The 21,910-nt window shown below is 54.7% G+C and carries 18 protein-coding genes; 16 read left to right on the forward strand and 2 right to left on the reverse strand.

The window, feature by feature from the left end; all coding sequences use genetic code 11:
• The first annotated feature begins 25 nt into the window (after positions 1 to 25).
• The 3 genes from FE783_RS24810 to FE783_RS24820 all read left to right on the forward strand — a co-directional run bounded on the left by FE783_RS24810 (position 26) and on the right by FE783_RS24820 (position 3,833).
• Positions 26 to 349: a hypothetical protein gene (locus FE783_RS24810; protein WP_138882076.1), complete on the forward strand. Its 324-nt coding sequence runs from the start codon at positions 26 to 28 to the stop codon at positions 347 to 349.
• Between the two features lie 145 nt (positions 350 to 494).
• The gene (locus FE783_RS24815; RefSeq protein ID WP_158302014.1) at positions 495 to 1,838 is read left to right on the forward strand and encodes an ABC transporter substrate-binding protein; all 1,344 of its coding nucleotides are present in this window, start codon (positions 495 to 497) and stop codon (positions 1,836 to 1,838) included.
• Positions 1,839 to 2,030: 192 nt separating this feature from the next.
• Positions 2,031 to 3,833: a right-handed parallel beta-helix repeat-containing protein gene (locus FE783_RS24820; protein WP_158302015.1), complete on the forward strand. Its 1,803-nt coding sequence runs from the start codon at positions 2,031 to 2,033 to the stop codon at positions 3,831 to 3,833.
• Positions 3,834 to 3,917: 84 nt separating this feature from the next.
• On the opposite strand, the gene FE783_RS24825 is transcribed toward FE783_RS24820, so the two are convergent.
• Positions 3,918 to 4,700 carry an ABC transporter ATP-binding protein gene (locus FE783_RS24825; RefSeq protein ID WP_138882079.1) on the reverse strand — a complete coding sequence of 261 codons (783 nt, stop codon included), beginning with the start codon at positions 4,698 to 4,700 and terminating at the stop codon, positions 3,918 to 3,920.
• Between the two features lie 404 nt (positions 4,701 to 5,104).
• Here FE783_RS24825 and FE783_RS24830 point away from each other — a divergent pair, with 404 nt between their 5' ends.
• The 12 genes from FE783_RS24830 to FE783_RS38045 all read left to right on the forward strand — a co-directional run bounded on the left by FE783_RS24830 (position 5,105) and on the right by FE783_RS38045 (position 20,020).
• Positions 5,105 to 6,049 (forward strand): ABC transporter permease, encoded by a 945-nt coding sequence (locus tag FE783_RS24830; protein WP_138882080.1) that lies wholly within the window; start codon positions 5,105 to 5,107, stop codon positions 6,047 to 6,049.
• Positions 6,050 to 6,062: 13 nt separating this feature from the next.
• Entirely contained in the window at positions 6,063 to 6,941 is an 879-nt protein-coding gene (locus tag FE783_RS24835; protein WP_238403248.1) for a carbohydrate ABC transporter permease, read from the forward strand.
• Positions 6,942 to 7,022: 81 nt separating this feature from the next.
• Positions 7,023 to 8,576 (forward strand): extracellular solute-binding protein, encoded by a 1,554-nt coding sequence (locus FE783_RS24840; protein ID WP_138882081.1) that lies wholly within the window; start codon positions 7,023 to 7,025, stop codon positions 8,574 to 8,576.
• Positions 8,577 to 8,590: 14 nt separating this feature from the next.
• Entirely contained in the window at positions 8,591 to 9,718 is a 1,128-nt protein-coding gene (locus FE783_RS24845; protein ID WP_138882082.1) for an exo-alpha-sialidase, read from the forward strand.
• A gap of 26 nt (positions 9,719 to 9,744) precedes the next feature.
• Entirely contained in the window at positions 9,745 to 12,084 is a 2,340-nt protein-coding gene (locus FE783_RS24850) for a helix-turn-helix domain-containing protein (protein ID WP_138882083.1), read from the forward strand.
• A 27-nt stretch (positions 12,085 to 12,111) separates the two neighbouring features.
• Entirely contained in the window at positions 12,112 to 14,280 is a 2,169-nt protein-coding gene (locus FE783_RS24855) for a tail fiber domain-containing protein (protein WP_138882084.1), read from the forward strand.
• Positions 14,281 to 14,392: 112 nt separating this feature from the next.
• The gene (locus FE783_RS24860; RefSeq protein WP_138882085.1) at positions 14,393 to 15,706 is read left to right on the forward strand and encodes an ABC transporter substrate-binding protein; all 1,314 of its coding nucleotides are present in this window, start codon (positions 14,393 to 14,395) and stop codon (positions 15,704 to 15,706) included.
• A gap of 18 nt (positions 15,707 to 15,724) precedes the next feature.
• Positions 15,725 to 16,414: a GDSL-type esterase/lipase family protein gene (locus FE783_RS24865; RefSeq protein WP_138882086.1), complete on the forward strand. Its 690-nt coding sequence runs from the start codon at positions 15,725 to 15,727 to the stop codon at positions 16,412 to 16,414.
• A gap of 292 nt (positions 16,415 to 16,706) precedes the next feature.
• Entirely contained in the window at positions 16,707 to 17,378 is a 672-nt protein-coding gene (locus FE783_RS24870; protein ID WP_138882087.1) for a FadR/GntR family transcriptional regulator, read from the forward strand.
• Positions 17,379 to 17,780: 402 nt separating this feature from the next.
• Positions 17,781 to 18,497 (forward strand): hypothetical protein, encoded by a 717-nt coding sequence (locus FE783_RS24875; RefSeq protein WP_138882088.1) that lies wholly within the window; start codon positions 17,781 to 17,783, stop codon positions 18,495 to 18,497.
• Between the two features lie 180 nt (positions 18,498 to 18,677).
• Positions 18,678 to 19,862 carry an ABC transporter substrate-binding protein gene (locus FE783_RS24880; protein WP_158302016.1) on the forward strand — a complete coding sequence of 395 codons (1,185 nt, stop codon included), beginning with the start codon at positions 18,678 to 18,680 and terminating at the stop codon, positions 19,860 to 19,862.
• On the forward strand, positions 19,859 to 20,020 hold the full coding sequence (locus tag FE783_RS38045; protein ID WP_202916254.1) for a hypothetical protein: 162 nt from the start codon (positions 19,859 to 19,861) through the stop codon (positions 20,018 to 20,020). The genes FE783_RS24880 and FE783_RS38045 overlap by 4 nt, the downstream gene beginning before the upstream one ends.
• A gap of 275 nt (positions 20,021 to 20,295) precedes the next feature.
• On the opposite strand, the gene FE783_RS24885 is transcribed toward FE783_RS38045, so the two are convergent.
• Entirely contained in the window at positions 20,296 to 20,553 is a 258-nt protein-coding gene (locus FE783_RS24885) for a YqkE family protein (protein ID WP_138882090.1), read from the reverse strand.
• A gap of 269 nt (positions 20,554 to 20,822) precedes the next feature.
• On the opposite strand from FE783_RS24885, the gene FE783_RS24890 reads away from it, so the two are divergent.
• Positions 20,823 to 21,518, forward strand: a complete 696-nt coding sequence (locus FE783_RS24890; protein ID WP_138882091.1) for an SGNH/GDSL hydrolase family protein — start codon at positions 20,823 to 20,825, stop codon at positions 21,516 to 21,518.
• Positions 21,519 to 21,910 lie beyond the last annotated feature (392 nt).

Consider the following 21,910-nt stretch of genomic DNA (forward strand, 5'->3'; position numbering starts at 1 on the left):
TATGGAGTGAGGACGGGAAGACGGGATGTATAGAGCGGTACGGACATCGCAGTACGGCATGGAACGTCGCAAGCTGCTGGCGGCACTCGGCATGACAGGTGCGGCAGTGATGGGAGCATCGCTGCTGCGGCACGAGTCCAACGCAGACGGGGCAAGGATGCTTCAATCGGTGTATGGTCCGCCGGAAATCATTCAGCGTGGCAGCAGCTTCAATCACGTACAAATGAATACAGTGCGTCAAGGAACAGCGGCGAATCAGGTGCGGTACGGTCTGTCGATTGAGGATGCCGTCTGCGAAAGCAATGTGGTGACGAACAACGTTTTGACTCCGGTCAACTGGCTGAGCTGAACGGTGGAGGAACCGGTACAATGACAACTGCAGGCAACCACATGTAATATAGCCGAGTTGCTGCATGAGGTCTTCACAAGAAATGAAAGCGCTTTATTTTTTTATTGGGCTTGGCGTCTATATCAAGTTAAGGGGGCCTTTTCGTATGACAGCGAACAAGGAGAACAGAGCAGGAAAGAAACATCGGGTAGTCGTCGCGATTGGATTGGCAGCGCTGCTGTTGGCGGCGTGCGGCGGAGAGAAGGAGAATCCGGGAGGATCGGGTACGGACGGTGGCAGCGATCCGGCGCCAAAAGAAACACCGAAGCCGGTTACGCTGTATATGTTGCAGGACCGCGCGACGATCTCGGACGAGGAATTCGCCAACTTGATCGCCGCTCCGGTGAAAGCGAAATATCCGCATATTTCGGTTGAAATGGTGCGCGCAACGGGAGGCGTTCAAGGTCTCAGCGAAATGATTTCGGCAGGCACATTCCCAGACTTAATGTTTTCGACGTATCCGCAAATTCAGGTGCACAAGGAAATGGGAACAGCGGAAAATTTATCGCCCTACATCACCAAATACAAAATGGACCTCAACCAGTTCGACCCGGCAGCGATGCAGACATCGCGCATCTACGGGGGCAGCACAGACGTTTATGCGGTGCCGTTTTCGCTGAACTTCTTGGCTTTGTTCTACAACGTGGAGCTGTTCGATCAATTTGGCGTTAGCTATCCGACAGAAGGCATGACATGGGATCAGACGATGGAGCTGGCCAAAAAATTTTCCCGTTCGGCCAACGGCGTCGATTACAGAGGCATTATGATCCCCGGTGTGACGGATCTCGGCACACAGTTGACGCTGACGCGGGTGGACACGAAGACGAACAAAGCGCTGCCGGACCAGGAAGGATGGAGAACGATTCTGAAGCTGATTCAGGACGTCAATGCGATTCCCGGCAACAAAAACTCTACGTTGGACCATTTTCTGAAAACACAGTCGCTCGCGATGCTGCCAAGCTACGATGCGCGCTTTGCCGCTCTGGAGAAGCTATACGGCACACCGGACGATTTCAAATGGGACATCACCCAGTTTCCGAATCATCCCGGCAAACCAAATACGACGCTGGCTTCGTCCGGCCACTTCCTGCTCGCTTCCGCGCTTGGCAAGCACAAGGAAGAAGTGTTCCAGGTCATCCAACTGCTCACGAGTGAGGCGAACCAGAACTTGATTACGGAGCATGGCCGCTTCACGGGGCTGAGCAACGAGACGATCAAGAATAAGTATGGAGTCAATATGAAATCGATGCGGGGCAAAAACATCAAGGCAGTGTTCAAAAGTGCCTTTGCGCCGCCGTATCAGCCGACCGTTTATGATGAGCTCGTTCACAAAGAACTGACCGCGATTGCGAAAAAAATGATCGAAACCGGGATGGATGTCAACACCGCACTGCGCGAAGTGACGGAAGCCGGCAACCGGGCGATCGAGGCGGATGTCAAAGGAAAATAACCGGGAAGCAAGGCAGAACGCTTTTTTTTGCAAATCAAGCGAAGCAGACTGACAACAGAGTGGCCCCCTCGCCTCCGCGTGATTTGTAGTGTAATGCTTTCTCTGTAACTCAAGCATACAAAAAAACGCCCAAAAGCCAACGGATTTTATTCCGTTTGTGCCTTGAGCGAAGCGAAAGGAATGGGTATAACGATGACAAATGGGAACAAACACGACATGCAGACGCACAACGTTCAACAAGCAGACAATCTGATTAGCAGACGGGCGTTACTGGCAACACTCGGTGTCGCAGGAGCAGCACTTGGCTCGACGGCGCTGCTCCTGCCCGGCTGGGCAGAGGCTGCTCCCGGCGGCTCCGTGAACAATGACGTATACGCGAAGGGACCGGGTGGTGTGCCTGGGCAAATCGACACAATCATGACCCGGCTCAACAACATGTGCGCGATCAACATCAAAGATTACGGAGCCGTGGGAGACGGGACGACGGACGACACGGAGGCATTCCGCAACGCAGCGTTGACTGGCAAACCGCTGATTGTGCCGAGAACGGATGCGTTTTATAAAGTCAGCGGCACGGTTTTCATCCGCAATTCGATCTATGGCATCGGTATGCCGGAAATCCGCATGGAGGGCGCGGACGGCACCGTAGGGAAGCGACTGCTGGCGATTGCCTCCTACAAAGGGAGCGGCCTTCATGTCACCGGCCTCCATCTGAATGGCCAATATATCGGCGGTTCGGCAGGGGAGCAGTCTCATTTGCTGCGTGTCACCGATTCCAGGCATGTCTACATTCATCATAACCGATTCGACTCGGCCTACGGGGATTGCATATATTTCGGCTCGGACTACCTGGGTCCGTGCGAAGACGTGCATGTATACAGCAATATGCTGATCGATCCGTGGCGATGCGCAGTATCGGTCGTATCCGCGCGGCGAGTCTGGGTGCGGGACAACGTGATACTGGACGGATTCGACTATGTGGCGTCGATCGATATCGAGCCGAATCGCACTAACTCAGGCTCGGATATTGTGGAGGATGTCTGGATCGAAAACAATATTTACGATAGCGCGGGAGTGTTTGTTAATTCGTACAATCCGAACGCGGCGTTCAAAAACAAGCGACTGACGATTCGCGGCAATCAAGGGCAGGCCCGCTATTTTTTTCGCTGCAACGCCGGAGACGTCGGCAATACCGAGGATGTCAGCATTACGGACAACATCTTCTACGGCTCAGTGGGGGACGCGAGAATGTTTACGACTGGACGCGTCCGAAAGGGGCTGGAAATCCGCGGCAATCGCGATGCGGGGACAGGCGGAGCGGGTTGGAACATTGCCAATGCAGAAGCGCCGGTCATTTGCAATAATACGATTGAAGTGAATCGGTTGATCGCCATGTCCGTGCGAAACTGCAATCGCATTCTCATGTGCGGTAATACGATTAAGTATGTGTATTCCAGCTACGGCGCGATACGGATTTCGGGTCCGGAACCTTCCACAGGTCATGTAATCTCGCACAATGTCCTGGTCGGCTCCGATTACGGCATTCGGTTCGACACGATCGTCACCGACACAGTTGTGAGCGGCAATTCGATCGAAGCTGCCCGGCAATGTATCTATCTTGCTCCGGAAGCGAGCGGTTCGGACGTGCGCATTATGCCGGACAACGTGTTTTCGGGCGCTGGCGCTCCGGTCGGCAATTACACTTATTTACGGCAAACGAGGACCCCGGAAGCGCTCGCCAAGGGCGTATCCGTATGCTGGGCGAATAGCGTCCCCACGCTCGGAGATTGGGTCCGGGGCTCTATCGTGTACAAAACGAATGTGTCCGCATCCGAATGCATGGGATGGATATGCGTGGCCAGCGGCAATCCGGGCACCTGGGAGTCTTTCGGCGTGATCGGTGAATCGCGGCTTGTTCTCAAGTCCCCGTCCGGAAGCCGGTACGCGATTACGGTCACGGATGCGGGCGCCGTCGTCACCAGTGCGATCGTCTGATCGGAAGGTTGACCGGCACAAAGGGCAGCAGGACGAAACTACGCGCTCAAGCTTGGCGCAATGTTCCGTTCCTGCCGCCCTTTTCTACGAAATGACACGGAGCCAAGCCCGATCGTACCGCCATTCCACCTCGACCGGGGCTTGGAAGAAATCGGACAAATAAGGGCCGGTGAGCACCTCCTGTGTCGGACCGGAACGGTATACCCTCCCGGAGCGGATCAGCAGCGCTTTCGTAAAGGCGGGAATGATTTCCTCGATATGATGCGTCACATAGATCAAGTTCGGCGCATCCGGCTCTGCGACCAGCTCCTGAATGCTCGACAGCAGCTGCTCGCGCGAGAAGACGTCCAGCCCGTTGCACGGCTCGTCCAGAATGAGCAGCTTGGGGGAGGCCATCAAAGCTCTCGCGATCAGCACCTTCTGCTTCTCCCCTTGCGAGCAGGAATGATAATGCCGGTCGTACAGATGGGATACACCCAGCTGCTTCATGAGACCGTGCACCCGGTCCATGTCTCCGTCGTCGGGCTTGTCGTACAGCCCGATCGTCGCATGCTTGCCGCTCAATACGACATGCTGCGTCCGGTCGTTCATATGAAGCCGCTCCTGCAGTGAAGAGCTGACCCAGCCGATCGATTTGCGCAGCTCGCGTAGATCGACGGTGCCGTATGCGTGGCCGAGCACGCTGACTTGGCCTTCCGTCGGCCATATATAGCCGGTAATCATATTGAGCAGAGTCGTTTTGCCGGAGCCGTTGAGTCCGAGTATGGCCCAATGCTCGCCGGATCCGACCTGCCAATCGATATTATGCAGCAGCGTTTTGTCTTCGCGTTTCCACGTGACGTTGCGAACGTCCACAACCAAGCTCATCGTTATCGCTCCCCGCTTCCGGATAGTCTGTACGGTTTTAAGCACGATTGTACCATATTCTGAGCGGGGCCGAACAATCGTGTCCGAAAAATCGTTGGCAAAGAAATCGAGGTTTTGGCAGTTTTTGAAACAGAGCCGCGTCAGTTTCGTGAGCGAACTGAATGCTGCGGAATGATCGCGGCGAACCGCTCTCTTGCGCTTCCCACACCCCTTGGACATTGGAACGATGCGATTCCGATGAGCCAAGGGGTGTATTTTTGCTGCGGGTAAAGTGGTTACTTGCATCAAGGTGGATAAATGAATCACCCTTGCCGGGTGGATAATTGATGCAGCGAAGCCCGCAATGTGGATGGGAATGCGCTATCCCGCGTGCTACATTGTACCCAAGCGGCGGTGTCGGATTTATGCCGCGGGCAGCAGGCCGCCACGATCACAACACGGGGGAAGGGATCGCTATCGTACATTCCATTTTGAAGAGCAGGTACTATTACTTGATGTTTCTCATTCCGTTCGTCTATTTCGTCGTGTTCCATTACATTCCGCTGTTCGGTATTTTAATCGCGTTCAAAAACTACAACGTGTTCCAAGGCGTGTTCGACAGTCCTTGGGTGGGCACGAAATATTTCCGGCAATTTTTGAGCGACCCGTACTTTTACAAGCTGCTCAAAAATACGCTGCTGATCGGCGTGTACCATCTGCTGTTCTCGTTTCCGGCGCCGATTGTGCTGGCGCTGCTGCTTAACGAGCTGAGGCATCAAGTGTTTAAACGGATCGTGCAGACGGTCAGCTACTTGCCGCATTTCCTGTCCACCGTCGTCGTGGTCGGGATCATCGTCAACTTTATGGCCTATGACGGGATTATTAACCGGTTGCTCGGCTTGTTCGGCGTGGAAGGCATCCACTTTCTGATGATGCCGGAATGGTTCAGAACGATCTATATCGGGTCCGAAATATGGCAGGGGATCGGCTGGGGCTCGATCATTTATTTGGCTGCATTAGCCGGGGTGGACCCCCAGCTGTACGAGGCGGCGACGATCGACGGAGCGAACCGGTGGAAGCAGATGCTGCACGTCACGCTTCCGGGGATAGCGCCGGCGATCATCATTCTGCTCCTGTTCAATATCGGGGCCGTGATGAGCGTATCGTTCGAGAAAGTGCTGCTCCTGTCCAACGGCTCCAATCAGGAGGCTTCCGACGTCATCTCGCTGCACGTCTACCGCAGGGGGCTGATCTCGAACGACCTCAGCTATGCGACGGCCGTTGGGCTGTTCAACTCGGTGCTGAGCGTCCTGTTCCTGACCGTCGCCAACCGGGTCAGCAAGAAAGTAAGCGAGACGAGTTTATGGTGAAGGAGGAGACCCGGTGAGAATCCGCCGAAGCATCGCATCCCGGACGTTTGACGCATTCAATCTGCTGTTCATGATCGGACTTATATTCGTCACGTTTTATCCGCTGTACCACATCTTCGTCGTCTCCATCAGCGACGGGCACGCCGTACTGCGGGGCGAAGTGAATGTTTGGCCGGTCGCCCCCAATATGGACACGTATAGCTTGCTGCTGCAAGATTCGTCGATACTGCGTTCCTACGGCAATACGATCCTATATACGGCCGTGGGCACGATCGTCAACTTGTGCTGTACGATTCTTTGCGCCTATCCGTTATCCAAAAAAGAGTTTTACGGCAGAAGCTTCTTTACGCTGATGATCGTATTCACGATGTTTTTCAGCGGGGGACTCATTCCGAGCTACTTGCTCGTGCAGAAGCTGCACCTGATCAATACGATATGGGCGCTCGTCTTGCCCGGGGCCATCAGCGCGTGGAACATGTTCGTCATGCGCACGTTTTTCCAAGGCCTCCCGAACGAGCTGTTCGAATCGGCGCGGATCGACGGCGCAGGCGAGCTGCTCGTGCTGTGGCGGATCGTGCTGCCGCTCTCGCTGCCGATCATCGCGACGATTTCGATGTTTTACGCGGTCGGCCATTGGAACAGCTTCTTCCCGGCGCTCATCTATTTGAACGAAAAGGCGAAATACCCGGTGCAAATCTTGCTCCGCAACATCGTCGTCATGGGACAAATGTCGGAGCAGAGTCAGGAGCTGAGCGGACCTTATGCGGCCGTCACGTCGACGAACATCAAGTATGCCGTCATTATCATCGTTGTCGCTCCGATCGTCGCGGTCTACCCGTTTATCCAAAAGTATTTCATTAAGGGGGTGATGATAGGCTCTTTGAAAGGGTAAGAGCCGGCGGCCTTTGCGGGCGAGGTTAAGCGTTTTCAGACAACAGGCAAGCTGATACAATGGAAAAAATGGAGGGGTACGATGCGAAGCAAACGAAATCAAATCGGATGGGCCGTGTTCTTCACTTTGTCTGCGGCGCTCATCATCCCGGGATGCTCGGGCAAAGAGAAGGGTGCGGCGGCTTCCGACCCGCAGGGCGCGAAGCAAATGACGCTGAAGCTGATCCGCTACGAGCACCCTTCGCAAGCGCTCAAGCAGGATACGCCCGTACTGAAGGAGATCGCCAAGAAAACGGGCGTCAAGCTCCAAGTGGAGGGCGTGCCGCAAAGCAACTACAACGAGAAGAAGCAAGTGCTCATCGGTACGAACAATATTCCCGATATTATATTGGTCGATCAGAACGACATCAACCAGTACGCCAAAACCGGCATATTCCTTAATATTTCCGATTACCTCGACCAGGCGCCGAATCTCCGCAAACGGCTCGCCGACAATCCGGAAACGAAAAAGCTGCTGATCGACGGCAAGCTGTACGGGTTCCCGATTACGGCGCAAAATCAGCTGTCGGCCGGAAAAGCTCCGATGATCCGCACCGATTTGCTGAAAAAGCTGAATTTGAAAACACCGGCAACGTACGACGAGCTGTATCAGGTGCTCAAGAAGCTGAAGGAAGCTTACCCGGATACGACACCATGGACGGCGCGAGGGATGGGCTCTTTTCTCGATGCGCTCGCTTTCGGCATGGGGGGCGGATACGGCATTTATTTCGATCCCGATGTGAAAGGCGGCTCCTACGTATACGGGACCAGCAAGCCCGCTTTCAAAGAAACGCTCGCCTATTTGAACAAGCTGTACAGCGAGAAGCTGCTCGATCCCGACTTCGCGGTGAACACGCAGCAGAAGTGGGCCGAGAAGCTGAGTACCGGCAAAGGGCTGTTTTACTTCGACAACAATACGTTCGCGGTCAACTACAATCAGGCGCTGCAGCAGCAGAACAAAGAAGCGATGCTGGACTTGATCCCGTACCTCAGCAACAGTCAGGGCAAAGTCCGGGGCTTCGCTTATCCGAAAGCCGGATGGGTTTCGGAATTGTACGCGGTCAGCTCCAAGGTGAAGGATCCGGCGGCCGTCGTCAAACTATACGACTGGCTGTACAGCGACGAAGGGATGCAGGCGGCGAACTTCGGAGTGCTCGGCGAGACGTACGAGCTCGCAGGCGGCAAGCCGAAAATGCTAGCAAGCATACTCGATAAATACAAAACGGCAGCCGACCCGGCGCGGGCGATGCTGTCCGAGCTCGGTACCGGATATTTGAGCTTGGCGCCGCATGTGGACGAGACGCCGATCATCCAGGTGTCGAATCCCGATCTGGTCCGCTGGGGAGAGCAGATCGACAAGGACCTGGGCTCGAAATTCCGCGCGCCGTCGTTGAAGCCGCCTTTTACAAACGAAGAGAACGAGAAAATCAAGCAGATCAGCTCCAAATTGAGCCAAATTACGGCCGACATCCTGAAGTTCATCATGGGAGTGAAGCCGCTGTCCGAGTTCGACGCATTCGCCAAAGCGCTTAACGACAACGGCGCGACGGAGCTGGAGAACATCTATAACGCGGCCCAGGCCAGAGTCCAAAAATAAGCGAGGGATGCGCCATGGCGGCAACGCCAATCGTCAATGCGTTCAATGGCGGCAAGCGACCGAAGCTTCACGTCGAAACCGTCTCCATCTACAAACCGGCAGGGGAATTCGCCTGGTCTTATTCGCACCATGCCCATCTTGCTTTTTTCAAAGGCAGCTATTACGCCATATGGTCCAACGGAAAAGTGAACGAGGACGACGTCGGGCAGCGGGTGCTGATGGCCGTCTCGGACGATTTCCTCCATTGGTCGACTCCTCGGCCTTTGATCGATACGACGCGGGGCGTCCATTCCGATTTGGTGCTGACCGCTGCGGGATTTCATCAGCACGAAGGGACTCTCGTCGCCTATTACGGGCAGTACGAATATAAGCCGGAGCATCTGGAGAACGGATCGCGCAAGGCCGGCGACAAAGGGCATATGAACACGTCCTTGTACGCCGTTACTACAACCGACGGCACCAGCTGGAGCGAGCCGATCCCGATGCACGTTCCGATCATCCCGAATCACGGACCGCAGCCGACACAGTCCGGCAGGCTGATCATTAGCGGCAATATTATGTTTCCTTATTCGGACGACCGGTCCGGGTTGACGGGATGGACGCCTTCGGGGCTGTACCCGCCGGAAATGGCGGCGACGATATGCGACGACTCGGAGTCGTTCTGGCTCGTGAAGGAAGCACGCGGCTGGCCGGTCGGACTATGCGAGGGCTCGTTCTACCAGACGGAAGAAGGCATCCTCCACATGCTGCTGAGAAGCAATTCCCGCAAGCTGTGGGTGACGCGGAGCGCCGATGACGGGGCTTCCTGGTCTCATCCGATGCCGACGGAGTTTACGGACAACAACAGCAAGTTCCACTTCGGCCGGCTGCCGGACGGAACGATTTATTATGTGGGCACGCCCGACCCGGAGCCGCGCGGCAGCCGCAACCCGTTAGTGCTGTCGCTGTCCCGCGACGGCATCCGCTTCGACCGTCACTTCATCCTGAAGAACGAACCGGGCGAGCGCAGCTATCCCGGCATGTACAAGGGCGGCGATTACGGCTACCCCCATACGCTTGTGCATGACGGTTATCTTCATGTTATTTACTCGGTGTGCAAAGAAAGCGTCTCGGCGCTGCGCGTGCCGATCGAGACGATATAGACGAGAAGGGTCGGGAGGAAACAACGATGAAGCGGATGAAACGGTTCATGCCGGCAACGAGACTGTTCTACAAAATTCTGCTGTACTTCTTGTCCCTCCTGATTCCGATCGTCGTTATCGGTATTGTCACGTACGCGAACTTCGTCGCCAAATACAAGCGCGATTTCATCGAAAATGCGAGGCTCAGCCTGCACATCTCGGCGGATCAGGTCGACGCGCATTTGCGGACCGTACAGGAAGCGGGAATCAGCTTCTTCAACGAGCCGTCCGTCAACCGGCTGCTCAAGCCCGATTCCCGCTATACGCTGGAGGATCGCAGCAATCTGATCGACATTCTGCACAGCTTGAAGCGGACTGGAGTCATTCTGACCGAGTTTGCCGAAGATTTGTTCATGTTTATCGACTACGACAAAGTATATACGACTTCCGGCATCGACGACTTCGACGCTTTTTTCGACCGGTCGGCGATGTATGAGTCGTTCGGCAGCGACTACTGGAAACGGACGATCGAAGCCGACAAAATCATCGAAATACTGGAGCCGTCGACGCTGCACGCAAGCGGGAAGAAGGTCGTGCCCGTCGTGATCAGCCGGATGGTGCGGGGCTACAATGCGGTTCTCGTGGCGAACATCCCCGTGCCGGTCCTGCAGAAAAAGCTCAAAGGATACGCGCCGTACCCTTCCACGCAATTTGTCGCTCTCGACGGATACGGCCGGGTCGTACTCGGACCGGAACAGACGGAAGGCGGGGAGACGGATCTGATCGGCAAGCTTGCCGGAACGTTCCATGCCGGCAAGACCGGGAGCTCGGAATTGTCGCTCGGCGGGACGCCTTATATCGCATCTTACGTACAGTCCGATCTGTTCGGATGGAAGCTGTACGCGCTGACGCCGGTGAGCGAGTTCAATCGTCAAGCGAGCGGCATATTGCGCATGATCGTCATGATTTGCCTCGTTCTAGTCGTGATCGGCTTGCTGTTCTCCTTCCTATTCACGTTCAAGCTGTATACGCCGATTCAGCGAATTAAGGATGCGCTGGCCGACGGAAGGGAGACGTACGACGAATCGGAGCCGGCCGTCAACGAATTTGACGAGATCGGCATCGGCATCCGCCGCTTGATCCGGCACAACATGAAGTTCGAGAGCGAGTTGAACAGCGTATGGCTGGAATATATGGATCAGACTTTGCTTCGTTTGCTGAAAGACCGGGAAACCCCGAACGAAGCCGAGCTGAACCGGCTTTTCCGGGACCATCTTGGCTTTGCCAAGGACCGGTACCGCTGCTGCAGCATCCATTTCCAGTTCAAGGACGCGTTCTACGAGCAGCTCCCGGACGAAGACCGGGTGATCGTCTGGAGCAAGCTGAAGAAGCTCATATGGAGCTTCTTGAGCGAGCATTTCCGGCTGTACGTGCTGGAATGCACGCGGCATCTGTACGTATGCGTGATCGAACCGGACGAAGCCGGGAGCGACGAAGCCGGGCTCCGCAAAGCGTTGGACAGCTTCATGCAGACGTTCCAATTCGATTTCCGGTACTGCATCGTTCATGTCGGGATCGGTCAAGTGCATCCGGGCGTCAAAGGGATCGCCGAATCGTACAAGGAAGCGATCATGGCGCTTCAGTACAGGGAGGGCAACCGGGATTGCGAGATTATCCCCTACGACCGGCTGGACATACGCCCGAACGTTCTGTATACGTTCACGGACGAGATCAAGCTGCTGAACAAGCTGAAGGCCGGAGAGCCGGAGCTGAAGGAGAAAATCGGCCAGTTCGTGCATCAGCAGGAAAACCGCAGCGCATCCTCCCATGCGCTCGGCGTCCTGATTACGGATTTGTACCGGACGGGGCTGCGTTTCGTCATGGAGCAAGGCTTGGAGCGGGAGAGGCTCATTGACGAAGAACGGCACCGGCTGCTCGGCGAATCCGGCGAATGGCCCGTAGACCTCGATGCGAAGAAGAAAGAGCTGTTCGATTTCTACGACCGGCTGGCGGCAGAGCTGAATACCCGGCAGCAGGCCTATAAGACGAACACGCTGATCGCCGCCATTACGGAGATGATCGAAACCGAGTACGACCGGGAGCTATACTTGGAAAGCATCTCGGACCGGTTGGGCATGTCCCCCAAATACGTGTCGCGCATTTTTAAAGAGAAGACGGGGATGAACATCACCCAATACATGAACATGATCCGCGTCAATCGGGCCAAGCAGCTGCTCGCCGATACGGACTTGACGATCGGGGATATCGCCGAGAAGGTCGGCATTCACAACCGCACTACGTTTCTGCGTATATTCAAAAAAACGGAAGGCGTCACGCCGCAAAGCTACCGCAGCTCGGAGGCGCACAAGCGCGGTACGGAGGCTTGACCCGAAATCGAATGGAGGAACGGATCGATGAACGTCGAGGATGAAAAGAACGGACAATCGGAATCGAAGGAGCTCCGGCCGGACAATGCCGATGAAGGAGCGGGAGCGGGCCGGCAGCCGATCGGCAGAAGGAAATTTTTGGCCGGAATCGGGATGGCGGGCGCCGCATGGGCAGCGGGAGAGATGCTGCTCGGATCGGCCAATGCCAAAGAGTCGTCGGTGGCCGGCTCGGTTTACGGAGGGGGGCCTCATCAGCCTCATCCCCTGATGGACGACGGGATCAACATTCGCGATTATGGGGCGAAAGGGGACGGAACGACGGACGATACGGCGGCCATCCAATCGGCGTTGAATGACGCTGACGGAAGCAACGTCTTGTTCCCGGCCGGAACGTATCGGGTCACGTCCACCTTGTCGGTCCCGCTCATCCGGCTGATCGGCGAAGGCAGCGGAAGGACGGTCGTCGTATTCGACGGGATGACCGGCTTGGACGGATTCGCTTTCCAGGTGGAGACGATCGAAGGACGGGAGGCCGGCGTCGAGCACATGACGCTCGTGAGCAAAGGGACTCACGGCCGCTATGCCATCGTTACCCCCAAGAATTCCTCGCTGTATTTTACGTACCGTACCCGCTATTTCTTCAGAGGACTGGAGTTCCGGGGGGAGACTCGGCAGTCGATTACTACGGGCTTCGTGTATGACTTCGGCTGGGAAAACTACATCCGACTGGGCGATTGCTGGGGTGCTTACATCGAAGAAATCGATGCGGTCGGCGCCTATGTGACGACGATCGATCCGCAGACGCAGCCGGACCACACGTTTCTGAACATGTCGGCCGCGGGTGCCGCGCTCTCGGTCCGAATAACCAAACTGACGACGCACGGCATCAAGAGGGGAATCGAGATCGGAGACCGTGTCTTCTTCTTTATTTCGCATATCGATATCGCGCATGCTTACGAAGGGATTTTGTCTACGGGTACGACCGTCTATTCCGAAGGACGCATCCACGACAGCTTGCTGAACGCCCAGCGGGTCGGGCTTTATTTGAACGACCGGGCGTGGACGTCCATTCACGATGTTGCCGTAAGCCGTCACAAGTCCGGGTTCGACCACGGCGGTGATTGGTACGGGTTCAAGCTGGAAAATGTAAACAAATCGTGGATCGGCAATATTCGAGTCCAGGCGGACGCGAGCGTGACCGCTTTTGCCGGCACGTCTTACGGATTTCATTTCAAGAACTGCGCGGGGCTGACGTGCGATGGCCTGATCCCCGGACTCAGTCTGAACTACGGCATATATCTCGACAACTGCTCGCTGCATACGTACGACGGCATTCAATTTCTCGGCGTATCGGGAATCGGCTTCAGCTTCCAGAACAATACGAGAGACTGCATCGTCGGCACGCATGTATTCTCTAACGGCTGGACGAAGTACGAATACGGCACGGTCGACAAGAGCCGGATTTCCATCGTGCAGAAAGATTTGCAGCTAGAGAGCAAGCAGCCGTTTCTCTACTTGCGGGAGACCGACGGAGCCGCCGATCAGAAAAATTGGAAATGGACCGCGAACAACGGGGCGTGCAACCGGCAAATTACGAACGACGCGGACGGAGGGACCGTCAATTACGAGCTCATAACCCGCTCCGGCATGTCGATCGCGCAGATCGAATGGCGGGCGAATACGCTCTACTTGAACGGCGCGACGGTACAGACGAAGCAGCTTAACCCGGCAAGCGACAACCTGTATGCGCTCGGCTCGATGACGAACCGCTGGAGTTCGATCTACGCCGGCTCTTCGACGATCGTCACCTCTGACGCGAGGGATAAAGAGCATATACGCGACAGCGACTTGGGCTTGAGTTTCGTAAGAGCGCTTCGTCCGGTATCGTACAAATTCAAAGATATCGAGACGGCGATCACGGAGCGGGCCGACGAAGCGGGCGGCGAGCAAGCGACGGTCGCGGGGACGGTTCGGCACCGGTTTAACCGGCCGCACTACGGTCTTATCGCCCAAGAGGTCAAACAGACGCTGACGGCGCTTCAGGTCGAGGACTTTGCCGGGTGGACAGAAGATAGTGCGACGGGCAAGCAAGGGCTGCGGTACGAGGAGTTCATCGCGCCGCTGATCAAAGCCGTGCAGGAGCTGTCGGACAAAGTGAACGCGCTGGAGACCGAGTTGAAATCGCTGCGAAGATAGAACGTGAAAGAGACTAATACAGCTAACCTTTTACGGATTTAAAAGAACGTCGTTCTTTATTAATGAACAAGAGTGGGCGAATAGCCTTAATTTGGCAGAGGGGCGGAAAACCATGATGATGAAAAAAATCGTCGTTCCGGCATTGATCTTGGCTGTTGCTGCGGGATGCAGCGGAGGTGCGGGCAAGCAGGCGGACGTCAAAAGCGCCGAACAAGCGGCTGTCGAGGATACGACGCCGGTCACGCTGAAATTGTTTATCGGCGTTCCGATTGTAGATAAAGATATCGAGACCTTGATCATCGAACCGGTCAAGAAAAAGTACCCGTACATCTCGATTGAAGTCGTCCGGTCGGGGAAAGGCACTACGATCGCAGAGCTGGTGGCGGCGGGGCAATCGCCGGATTTGCTGTATTCGTGGAACGGCGGGCTGCCGGTGTACAAGGAATTCGACCTGCTGTACGATTTGACGCCGCTCGCGAAAAAGGCGAAAACCGACCTCGCCCGCTTCGAGCCGACGATCATCGACTCGCTGAAGGCGATCTCCGACAAAGGCGAATTGTACGCGCTTCCTTTCTCGGAAGACCTGAGCGCGCTGTTTTATAACAAAGATATTTTCGACCGGACCGGAGTGCCTTATCCGAAAGACGGCATGACTTGGGAGGATGCAGCCGAGATCGCCCGGAAGCTGTCTTTCGTGGAGCGGGGCGTGCAGTACAGAGGGCTGGATATGGAAACGATCATGAGATTGCGGGGAGCCTTCGGGATTACGTATATCGATGCCAAGACGGAGAAGGCGTCGATCAATACCGATCTATGGAGGAAAGTATTCGAGACGGCCAAAGCGGTCTATGCCGTGCCGAACAACAAACCGGCCAATTTATTGGCGTACGGCTCGAAGCCGGCTTTTCTCAAAGATCAGACGCTGGCCATGATCGCGACGAACAATATGTTGAACCAGGGCCTGGAGGACGCCGGCAAGAAAGGGCTGCAATGGGATATCGCCCAATATCCGAGCTTCAAGGAGAAGCCGAACGTCAGCGGACACGTCGCAGCTCACCTCGTGGCGATTACGAAGACGAGCAAATACAAGGAACAGGCGATGAAAGTATTGGAGACGGTCACCTCCGACGAGGTGCAGACGATAAGCGCAAGGACGACGGCTAGAATATCGTCTTTGAAAAATACGGTGATTAAGAAGCAACTCGGAGCGGATATGCCGTTCCTGCAAGGTAAACATGTGGAGGCGTTTTTCAAAAGCACGGCGATTCCCTCTCCGATTTATTCGCAGTATGAAGAAATCAACACGGATGCCTATAAAATCGTGATGCAAAGCTTCAAGGACTACTTCGAGTTCAAAGATGTGAATACGGCCTTACGGGAAGCGGAAGAAAAAATCAATCAGTTTCTCGACGGCAAAAGGAAGTAAGGAGCGTCGACAGCGGCCATGGAACTGCAACCGACCGTCAAGCTGGATGTCGCATCGGATAGCCGAAGGAAAGAATTTAACCATAGAAACGAAACGATATTGACGCTGGCCGTTCCCGTCCATGCCGTGTTTATCGGCGATTCGATCACCCATTGGTGGGAGCTCGGCGCCTTCTTCGGGGGAAGCGGGCGTCTGCTGGTCAACCGGGGGATAGGCGGCGATGTCTCGGCGCATGTCGTCCGGAGGTTCGAGGCCGATGTGCTGCAGCTGAATCCGAAGCTTGCCGTCGTTTTGATCGGAATTAACGATACGGGCGCGATCCGGGAGGCGGCGGAAGAAGAATTGCCTTTGCTGGTGGAGACCCTTACAGAGCGGTTGGTCGCAAATGCGGCGGCGCTCATGAACATTTCCCGCGCAAAGGGGATTCGTATGGCGGTCGGATCCCTGCTTCCTACGAGCCACTATTGGAAAACGCGCAATAACGTCCGCAACCAGGCCATTATCGGGATCAACCGCCGGATCAGGCAAGAAGCGGAGCGGCAGCCGCATGTCGTCTATGTCGACTATCATTCGCGAATGGTGGGTGAAGACGGAGTCGCCTTGCGATCCGGGCTCTCCCATGACGGGCTGCATCCGCACGTGCTCGGCTACGCCGTTATGGCGGAAGTGTTGAAGGAGACGCTGCGGGGGCGCGGTATCGAACTGTAGGCGCATGACGAAAAGGACAAAGGAACTCTACAGGGTGAGAGTTCCTTTGTCTTTTGGCCTGCTAGCCGTCACGGCTTCCCCTTCAAATGCTCCACGATCAAATCGACCGATTTGCTCTTGATGTTCGGATAGTCGCTGATGATCCATTGGGGCAGCATTTCGAGCGAGATCGACTCGATCCGTTCACTTTATCCAGCCCTCGGAAAGTTTACACGCAGGACGCGCGTAGGATACACTTACAATGGGTGCGAAATGGACACTACGGATTTGTTGAGTGAGGTGTGCGTTCGATATGGATATGACCGAGAAAACAACACTGACTGAAGTTGTGAAAGAGCGAATCAAGAAATATATCATTGATAATCAACTGCCGCCCGGTGCAAAGCTTCCAACGGAAAAGCAGTTGACCGAAATGCTGCTCGTCAGCCGTACGGTGGTTCGTATGGCTCTGCAATCGTTGCAAATTTTGGGGATTTTGCGGATTAGAGCCGGAGGCGGGATTTTTGTCGATTCTCCAAAGCTGAATCCAGTTTTGGATCATATTTCTGTTCAGTGGATGCGCAGCAGAGAGAAATTGGCCGAGCTGCTAGCTACCCGTAAAATATTGGAACTGGGCGCCATTGAGATGGCGGTGCAGCATCGTGATCTGGAGCTGATCGGGCAGCTGGACCTATGGAACGATCGCATGGAGCAAGCAATTCGGCAGGGCAAGATTCCCATTGAGGAGGACTTCGAGTTTCACCGGGCGCTCTTTAAGGCGACGGGAAATCAAACCTACGTCGAATTGAACGAGGTAATCGGCGACTTTTTTCGCCGCCTGCGGGAGTTATTTTTCGACGATATTGAGAAAACCTATGTCTCGTTAAATGAGCACAAACAAATTACGGAGAAAATCAAGAAAGGCGATGCGGAGGAAGCCAAGGCGATCATGCGAAGGCATCTGGACCAAGCGCTCGAAATCTAGCAGATCGTTCCTGAATTAATGTTGCTATTAGGTGAGCGTCCGGGAGCTGTCTCCAAGCAGGCTTTCGTTTCCTCGGGAATGTGCGCTGGATTAGTGAAAAGAGTATTGACGTACATCATGTTGGGATGTATGATGTGTTCAGGTCTTATTGATAATCTGGTTAGACCATAATCTAGGTAAGCTTGCGAAAGGAGGGCTGTTGGCACCGGGTTGAAAGTGAGCTGTTCCGCTGTGCGTGAGGAGTTTTCGTTGTGGGAAATCGTCTGCCTCATTCGGATTCCACATTGTGAAAGCGCTTTTTTGAAAGGCATCAAGGAGAAACAAATCGATAGGCGAATCATTTATTTTTTATTTGGTCCGACCAGATTATAAGATAGAATACAGCTTAACGGAGGAAATCATATGAAACCAATACATTACGGTCTTTCTTTCATTTCCGGGTGTAACCCGGAAAATTCGGTGCGCTTTTGGGTTGAGTCGCGCTTGCGCGTGATCGACGAGAAGACGGGACGAACGGAGGATTACTATCAGTGCGGTTCGTGCAAAGCGGAGGACACGTTTGCTCCCAGCGATTTGTTTTATAGCGATAATTACGATTTTACTCCGGTTTTCGGTCCGCAATACGGTATTGTGTACAGACGCAAAGCTTACCTGAATCCGAATTACAAAACATGTCCGAAAGCATCCGACATGTGGGGAGGACAACTGTACAAGCTGAAGGAACCGGAATACTGCAAGCTACTGGAGTCGAATGAGGATATCCGTCACGCAACCCACGACGCCGTTCCGCTTGTGGCGCAGACCGAGCTGTACAACGCCGAGATCGGGTTGAGGGCGATTATGGAGTATCCCGTCAAGACGATGAATATTCACGACGGCAAAAATATGTATCAGGTCGATACGGGACCGGTTTTACTTATGGATCTGTCGGCGAATTGTGAACGGACGGTGGATGCGATCAGCTTGGCATACGTCGCGTTCAACGCTCCCGATTTTGCCGACTTCGTTATTGAGCAGCCGACACCGTTATCGGACGGCGATCAAATGGCGAGCCAAGTGTACCACTATTCCGGCATTGTCAGTCTGCCGGCCACAAACCGGCTGTTTGCCGTGAAATAATGCAAGAACTAATTCGGGGGCGATCGTATGATCGGAAAAAAATGGTTATGTGCCGGAACCCTATGCAGTTTAATATCTGTGCTTGTTGCCTGCGGAGATGATGCCGGGTCCGGTAAGGGTGCATCCTCAAAGCCGCCCGGTGACCGATCGAATGCTGATGCCGCGGCAGAGGCGAAAAAAGTGGCTGAAACGCCGACGGAGCTTACATTCGCTTATCCGGGTGTTTCCTTGGATCTTTTCAATTCCAGATTTGGCGATCAGATCCGCCAAAAATTTCCGAATTACAGGATCAATTATTTGTCGGGAGACTACGCCAACATTGTTGCCACAACTCCTTCGATTGATATCGTGATTGCTTCCGCCAGCGCGATGCCCGTTAATGTGTTCGGATATAAGCTGGAGAGTAATATTGGCGATTTAATCAAGAAGTACAACTACGACTTATCCAAGCAGAAGCAGGAGCCGATCGATGCGCTGCAGACGTTCGGGAACGGTGCGATCACCGGCCTTCCTTGGACCGTCGCCAATCTGGTTCTGCTCTACAACAAAGATCTGTTCGATAAATTCGGCGTGCCTTATCCGAAGAATGGAATCACCTGGGACGAGTTGTACGATCTGGCGAAGCGTATGACCCGAACCGACGGGGGCATTCAATACCGGGGACTGACCATGAACTTCAACCAGGTTGTGGGCTGGAATCAGTTGTCGGCGCCTTATTACGATACCAAGACATACAAAGCGATGTTTATGGAAAACGGCTTCAAGAGGGTATTCGAGAATGCAGCCCGATTCTTGTCCGTCACCGGCAATGAACCGCGGGACAGCCAGGGGCAGTGGTTGAATACGCGCAACCTGTTTTTGCAGGATCAAACAACGGCGATGCTCTTGGACAATAGCGGAGTCATTGAACTGGCGGCGAAAACGAAGATAAACTGGGATATCGGATCGTTTCCGGTGTTTGCCGATCAACCAGGCGTGGGACCCTCCGTTAATGCGGATTATGTGTTCATAACGAGCAAAAGCAGGAACCGGGATGCCGCATTCCAGGTACTCTCCTATCTCTCTTCGGAAGACTATCAAGCATGGGCGGCCAGCACGTATGCCTTTCTTCCCACCCTTAAGAACGCGGATCAAATAATGAAGCAATTCGGGCAGTCTATACCCGGCATTTCGAGTAAAAATATTCAAGCGATACTACCCAAATCCTTTGCGGCGATGCAAGTCATCACGCCTTATACTTCCATTGCCAGTCTGGAAATGGAACAAGCGGCGAAGGATTTCGTAGGCGGAAAAGACGCGAATACCGTATTGCGGGAAGCCGCCGAACGGGTGGACCGGAAAGTTGCGTCCGCCCAAGGGAAATGATCGCTTCCCGCCACAAGTTTGCCGATGACGGCAGCGGAGTGGAGGCGTTGAGCTTTTACTATGTATGGACCGGGGACGGAAACGGTCTGGCAGGCATGATTTTGCGTCAATTTGTTGGACCCGAGGCCGCCAAGCCGTCGGAAACGTCGTGCAAGTAAGCCGCGAACCCATGCGAAATACCACCGTCTCGCCTGCGACACGGTGGTATTTTTCATGAAGGCTACGCTGCGAAGGCTTTTTGAGCAGACGCGGGGCACCTATAGCCGCCTCAAGTATCCGACAAAGTACCAAGCCTCCGCGCTTTAAGCCACAAAGCCGCTACGATTCGTTCACCTATCCACAAAGCGGATTTGCTCTATTTTTGATCGGGGAGGGACGAGGTTGCGAGTCCCGATGATTCGAGAAGCCCACGGCTTTAGCCGTAAGGGAGTCGTCACTTATGCTTCCGCCAGTCAAGCTTGCTGTTCGCAAGCAAATGGCCGAAATCGTTGTCGAGCCGCTTCTGCTCGGCTTTGCGGGCTTCTTCCTCCCGCTTGCGGATGTCTTCCTTGCGCTTCTCCTCGGCCGCCTTCAGTTCGTCGCCGGTCGCTTTCAGCTTCTGCACGATGGAGGGGTCGAGCAAATCTTTCAACGTAGCCGGCTTGTCGGCGGGCGCAGGTGGCGGGGAGACGGGTTTTCTTGGTTTGGCCATTCGGGTTCACCTCGTTTTCTGTACCCATTATACCAGCTTTGCGGTCGTTTGTTCCAAGGGCGGGGCTATTCCCGCTCAAGATTAACGCTGTTAATGATTCACATCCGGCCTTACGGCGACCCTATTCCGGGGACACGGTGCGGGAAGTTTGACGGGGATGCGGAGCGGCTGGATGAATATGGTGTGAAGATCGGCCGATCCTTCAAACGCCTTACGGATTTTGTTCTATAATAAGGGCATATCCGATTGAACAGTAGGGGGAGAGCTGAATGAACTCAGCCGAATGGAAACGCAAGCTGATGAAAGGGGAGCCGGTTACGGTAGTCGCGTATGGCGACAGCTGGACGTATGGAAGCGTCGCCGAAGGATGGTATGAGGCGAGAGAGGCGAGAATGGATGCGGAGCTCATTCACGGTTCATGGGTTCTCCAGTTGAGAAGGCATCTGCAGAGCCTGAACCCGCAGGCGGTCGTCCATAATCGCGGCAGGGGAGGGTGGACGAGCGCCCAAGGGCTGGAGGCGTTCGAGCAAAACGTCGCCGCGCAGCAGCCGGACTTGCTGGTACTCAATTTCGGCATCAACGATTGGAAAAGGCCGATACCGCTGAGCGATTATCGGGCCAATATGGAGCGGATGCTGACCCGGGCGGAGGAGCTCGGCTGCGCATGCCTGCTCTGGACATCGGGCCCGTTATCTACTGAGTCCGGACAAACGTACGGCTGGGCCAGCCCGGTAGTCGACGGGGCATTCCCCTCTTCGTTCGACCGGTTCAACGATTCGCTGCGGGAATTCGCGGCCGCACGCGCTCTGCCGCTGGCCGATGCCGAGCGGGAGATCGAAGCGGAGTGGCGGTCGGGTACCGATATATCCGGCTGGTTTTATGACGCGATCCACTTTACACAGCAAGGCCATGACCGTATTTTCGGCTGTATCAGAAGGACGATCGAAAGCATCGGTTATCGATAGGACCGGCATATTCCGGTTAGGCTAGGCCGCGCGTTGGCGCGGCTTTTTCTGTTCGCCGCGCTCCGCATCGGAGGCACTATTTGAAAGCCAGCCGGTACATCCAAGTTCACGCCTGCTGCCCTTCCGCCCGCAAACTGGAAAAGATACAGTTATTTTCGGGAAAACGACGCGCGAAACAGTATGAGCTGGAAAAAGTCCAGTTATTTCGCGCAGATTGGAACGAATTGCCGTCTTGGCAAGGAAATAGCTGCACCTTTTCCATTTAAAACCACCAAACTAGCCTTTGGTGCTGATTTTACATGCATCTATTCCATTATAAACCGTGGTCCACACACGAAAATAATCATATTACGCAACGCTTTCTATCGATATGCCGCTCAACGAGCAGCCGA

This window comes from Paenibacillus mesophilus, from assembly GCF_005938385.1.
GTDB classification, from domain to species: domain Bacteria; phylum Bacillota; class Bacilli; order Paenibacillales; family NBRC-103111; genus Paenibacillus_AB; species Paenibacillus_AB mesophilus.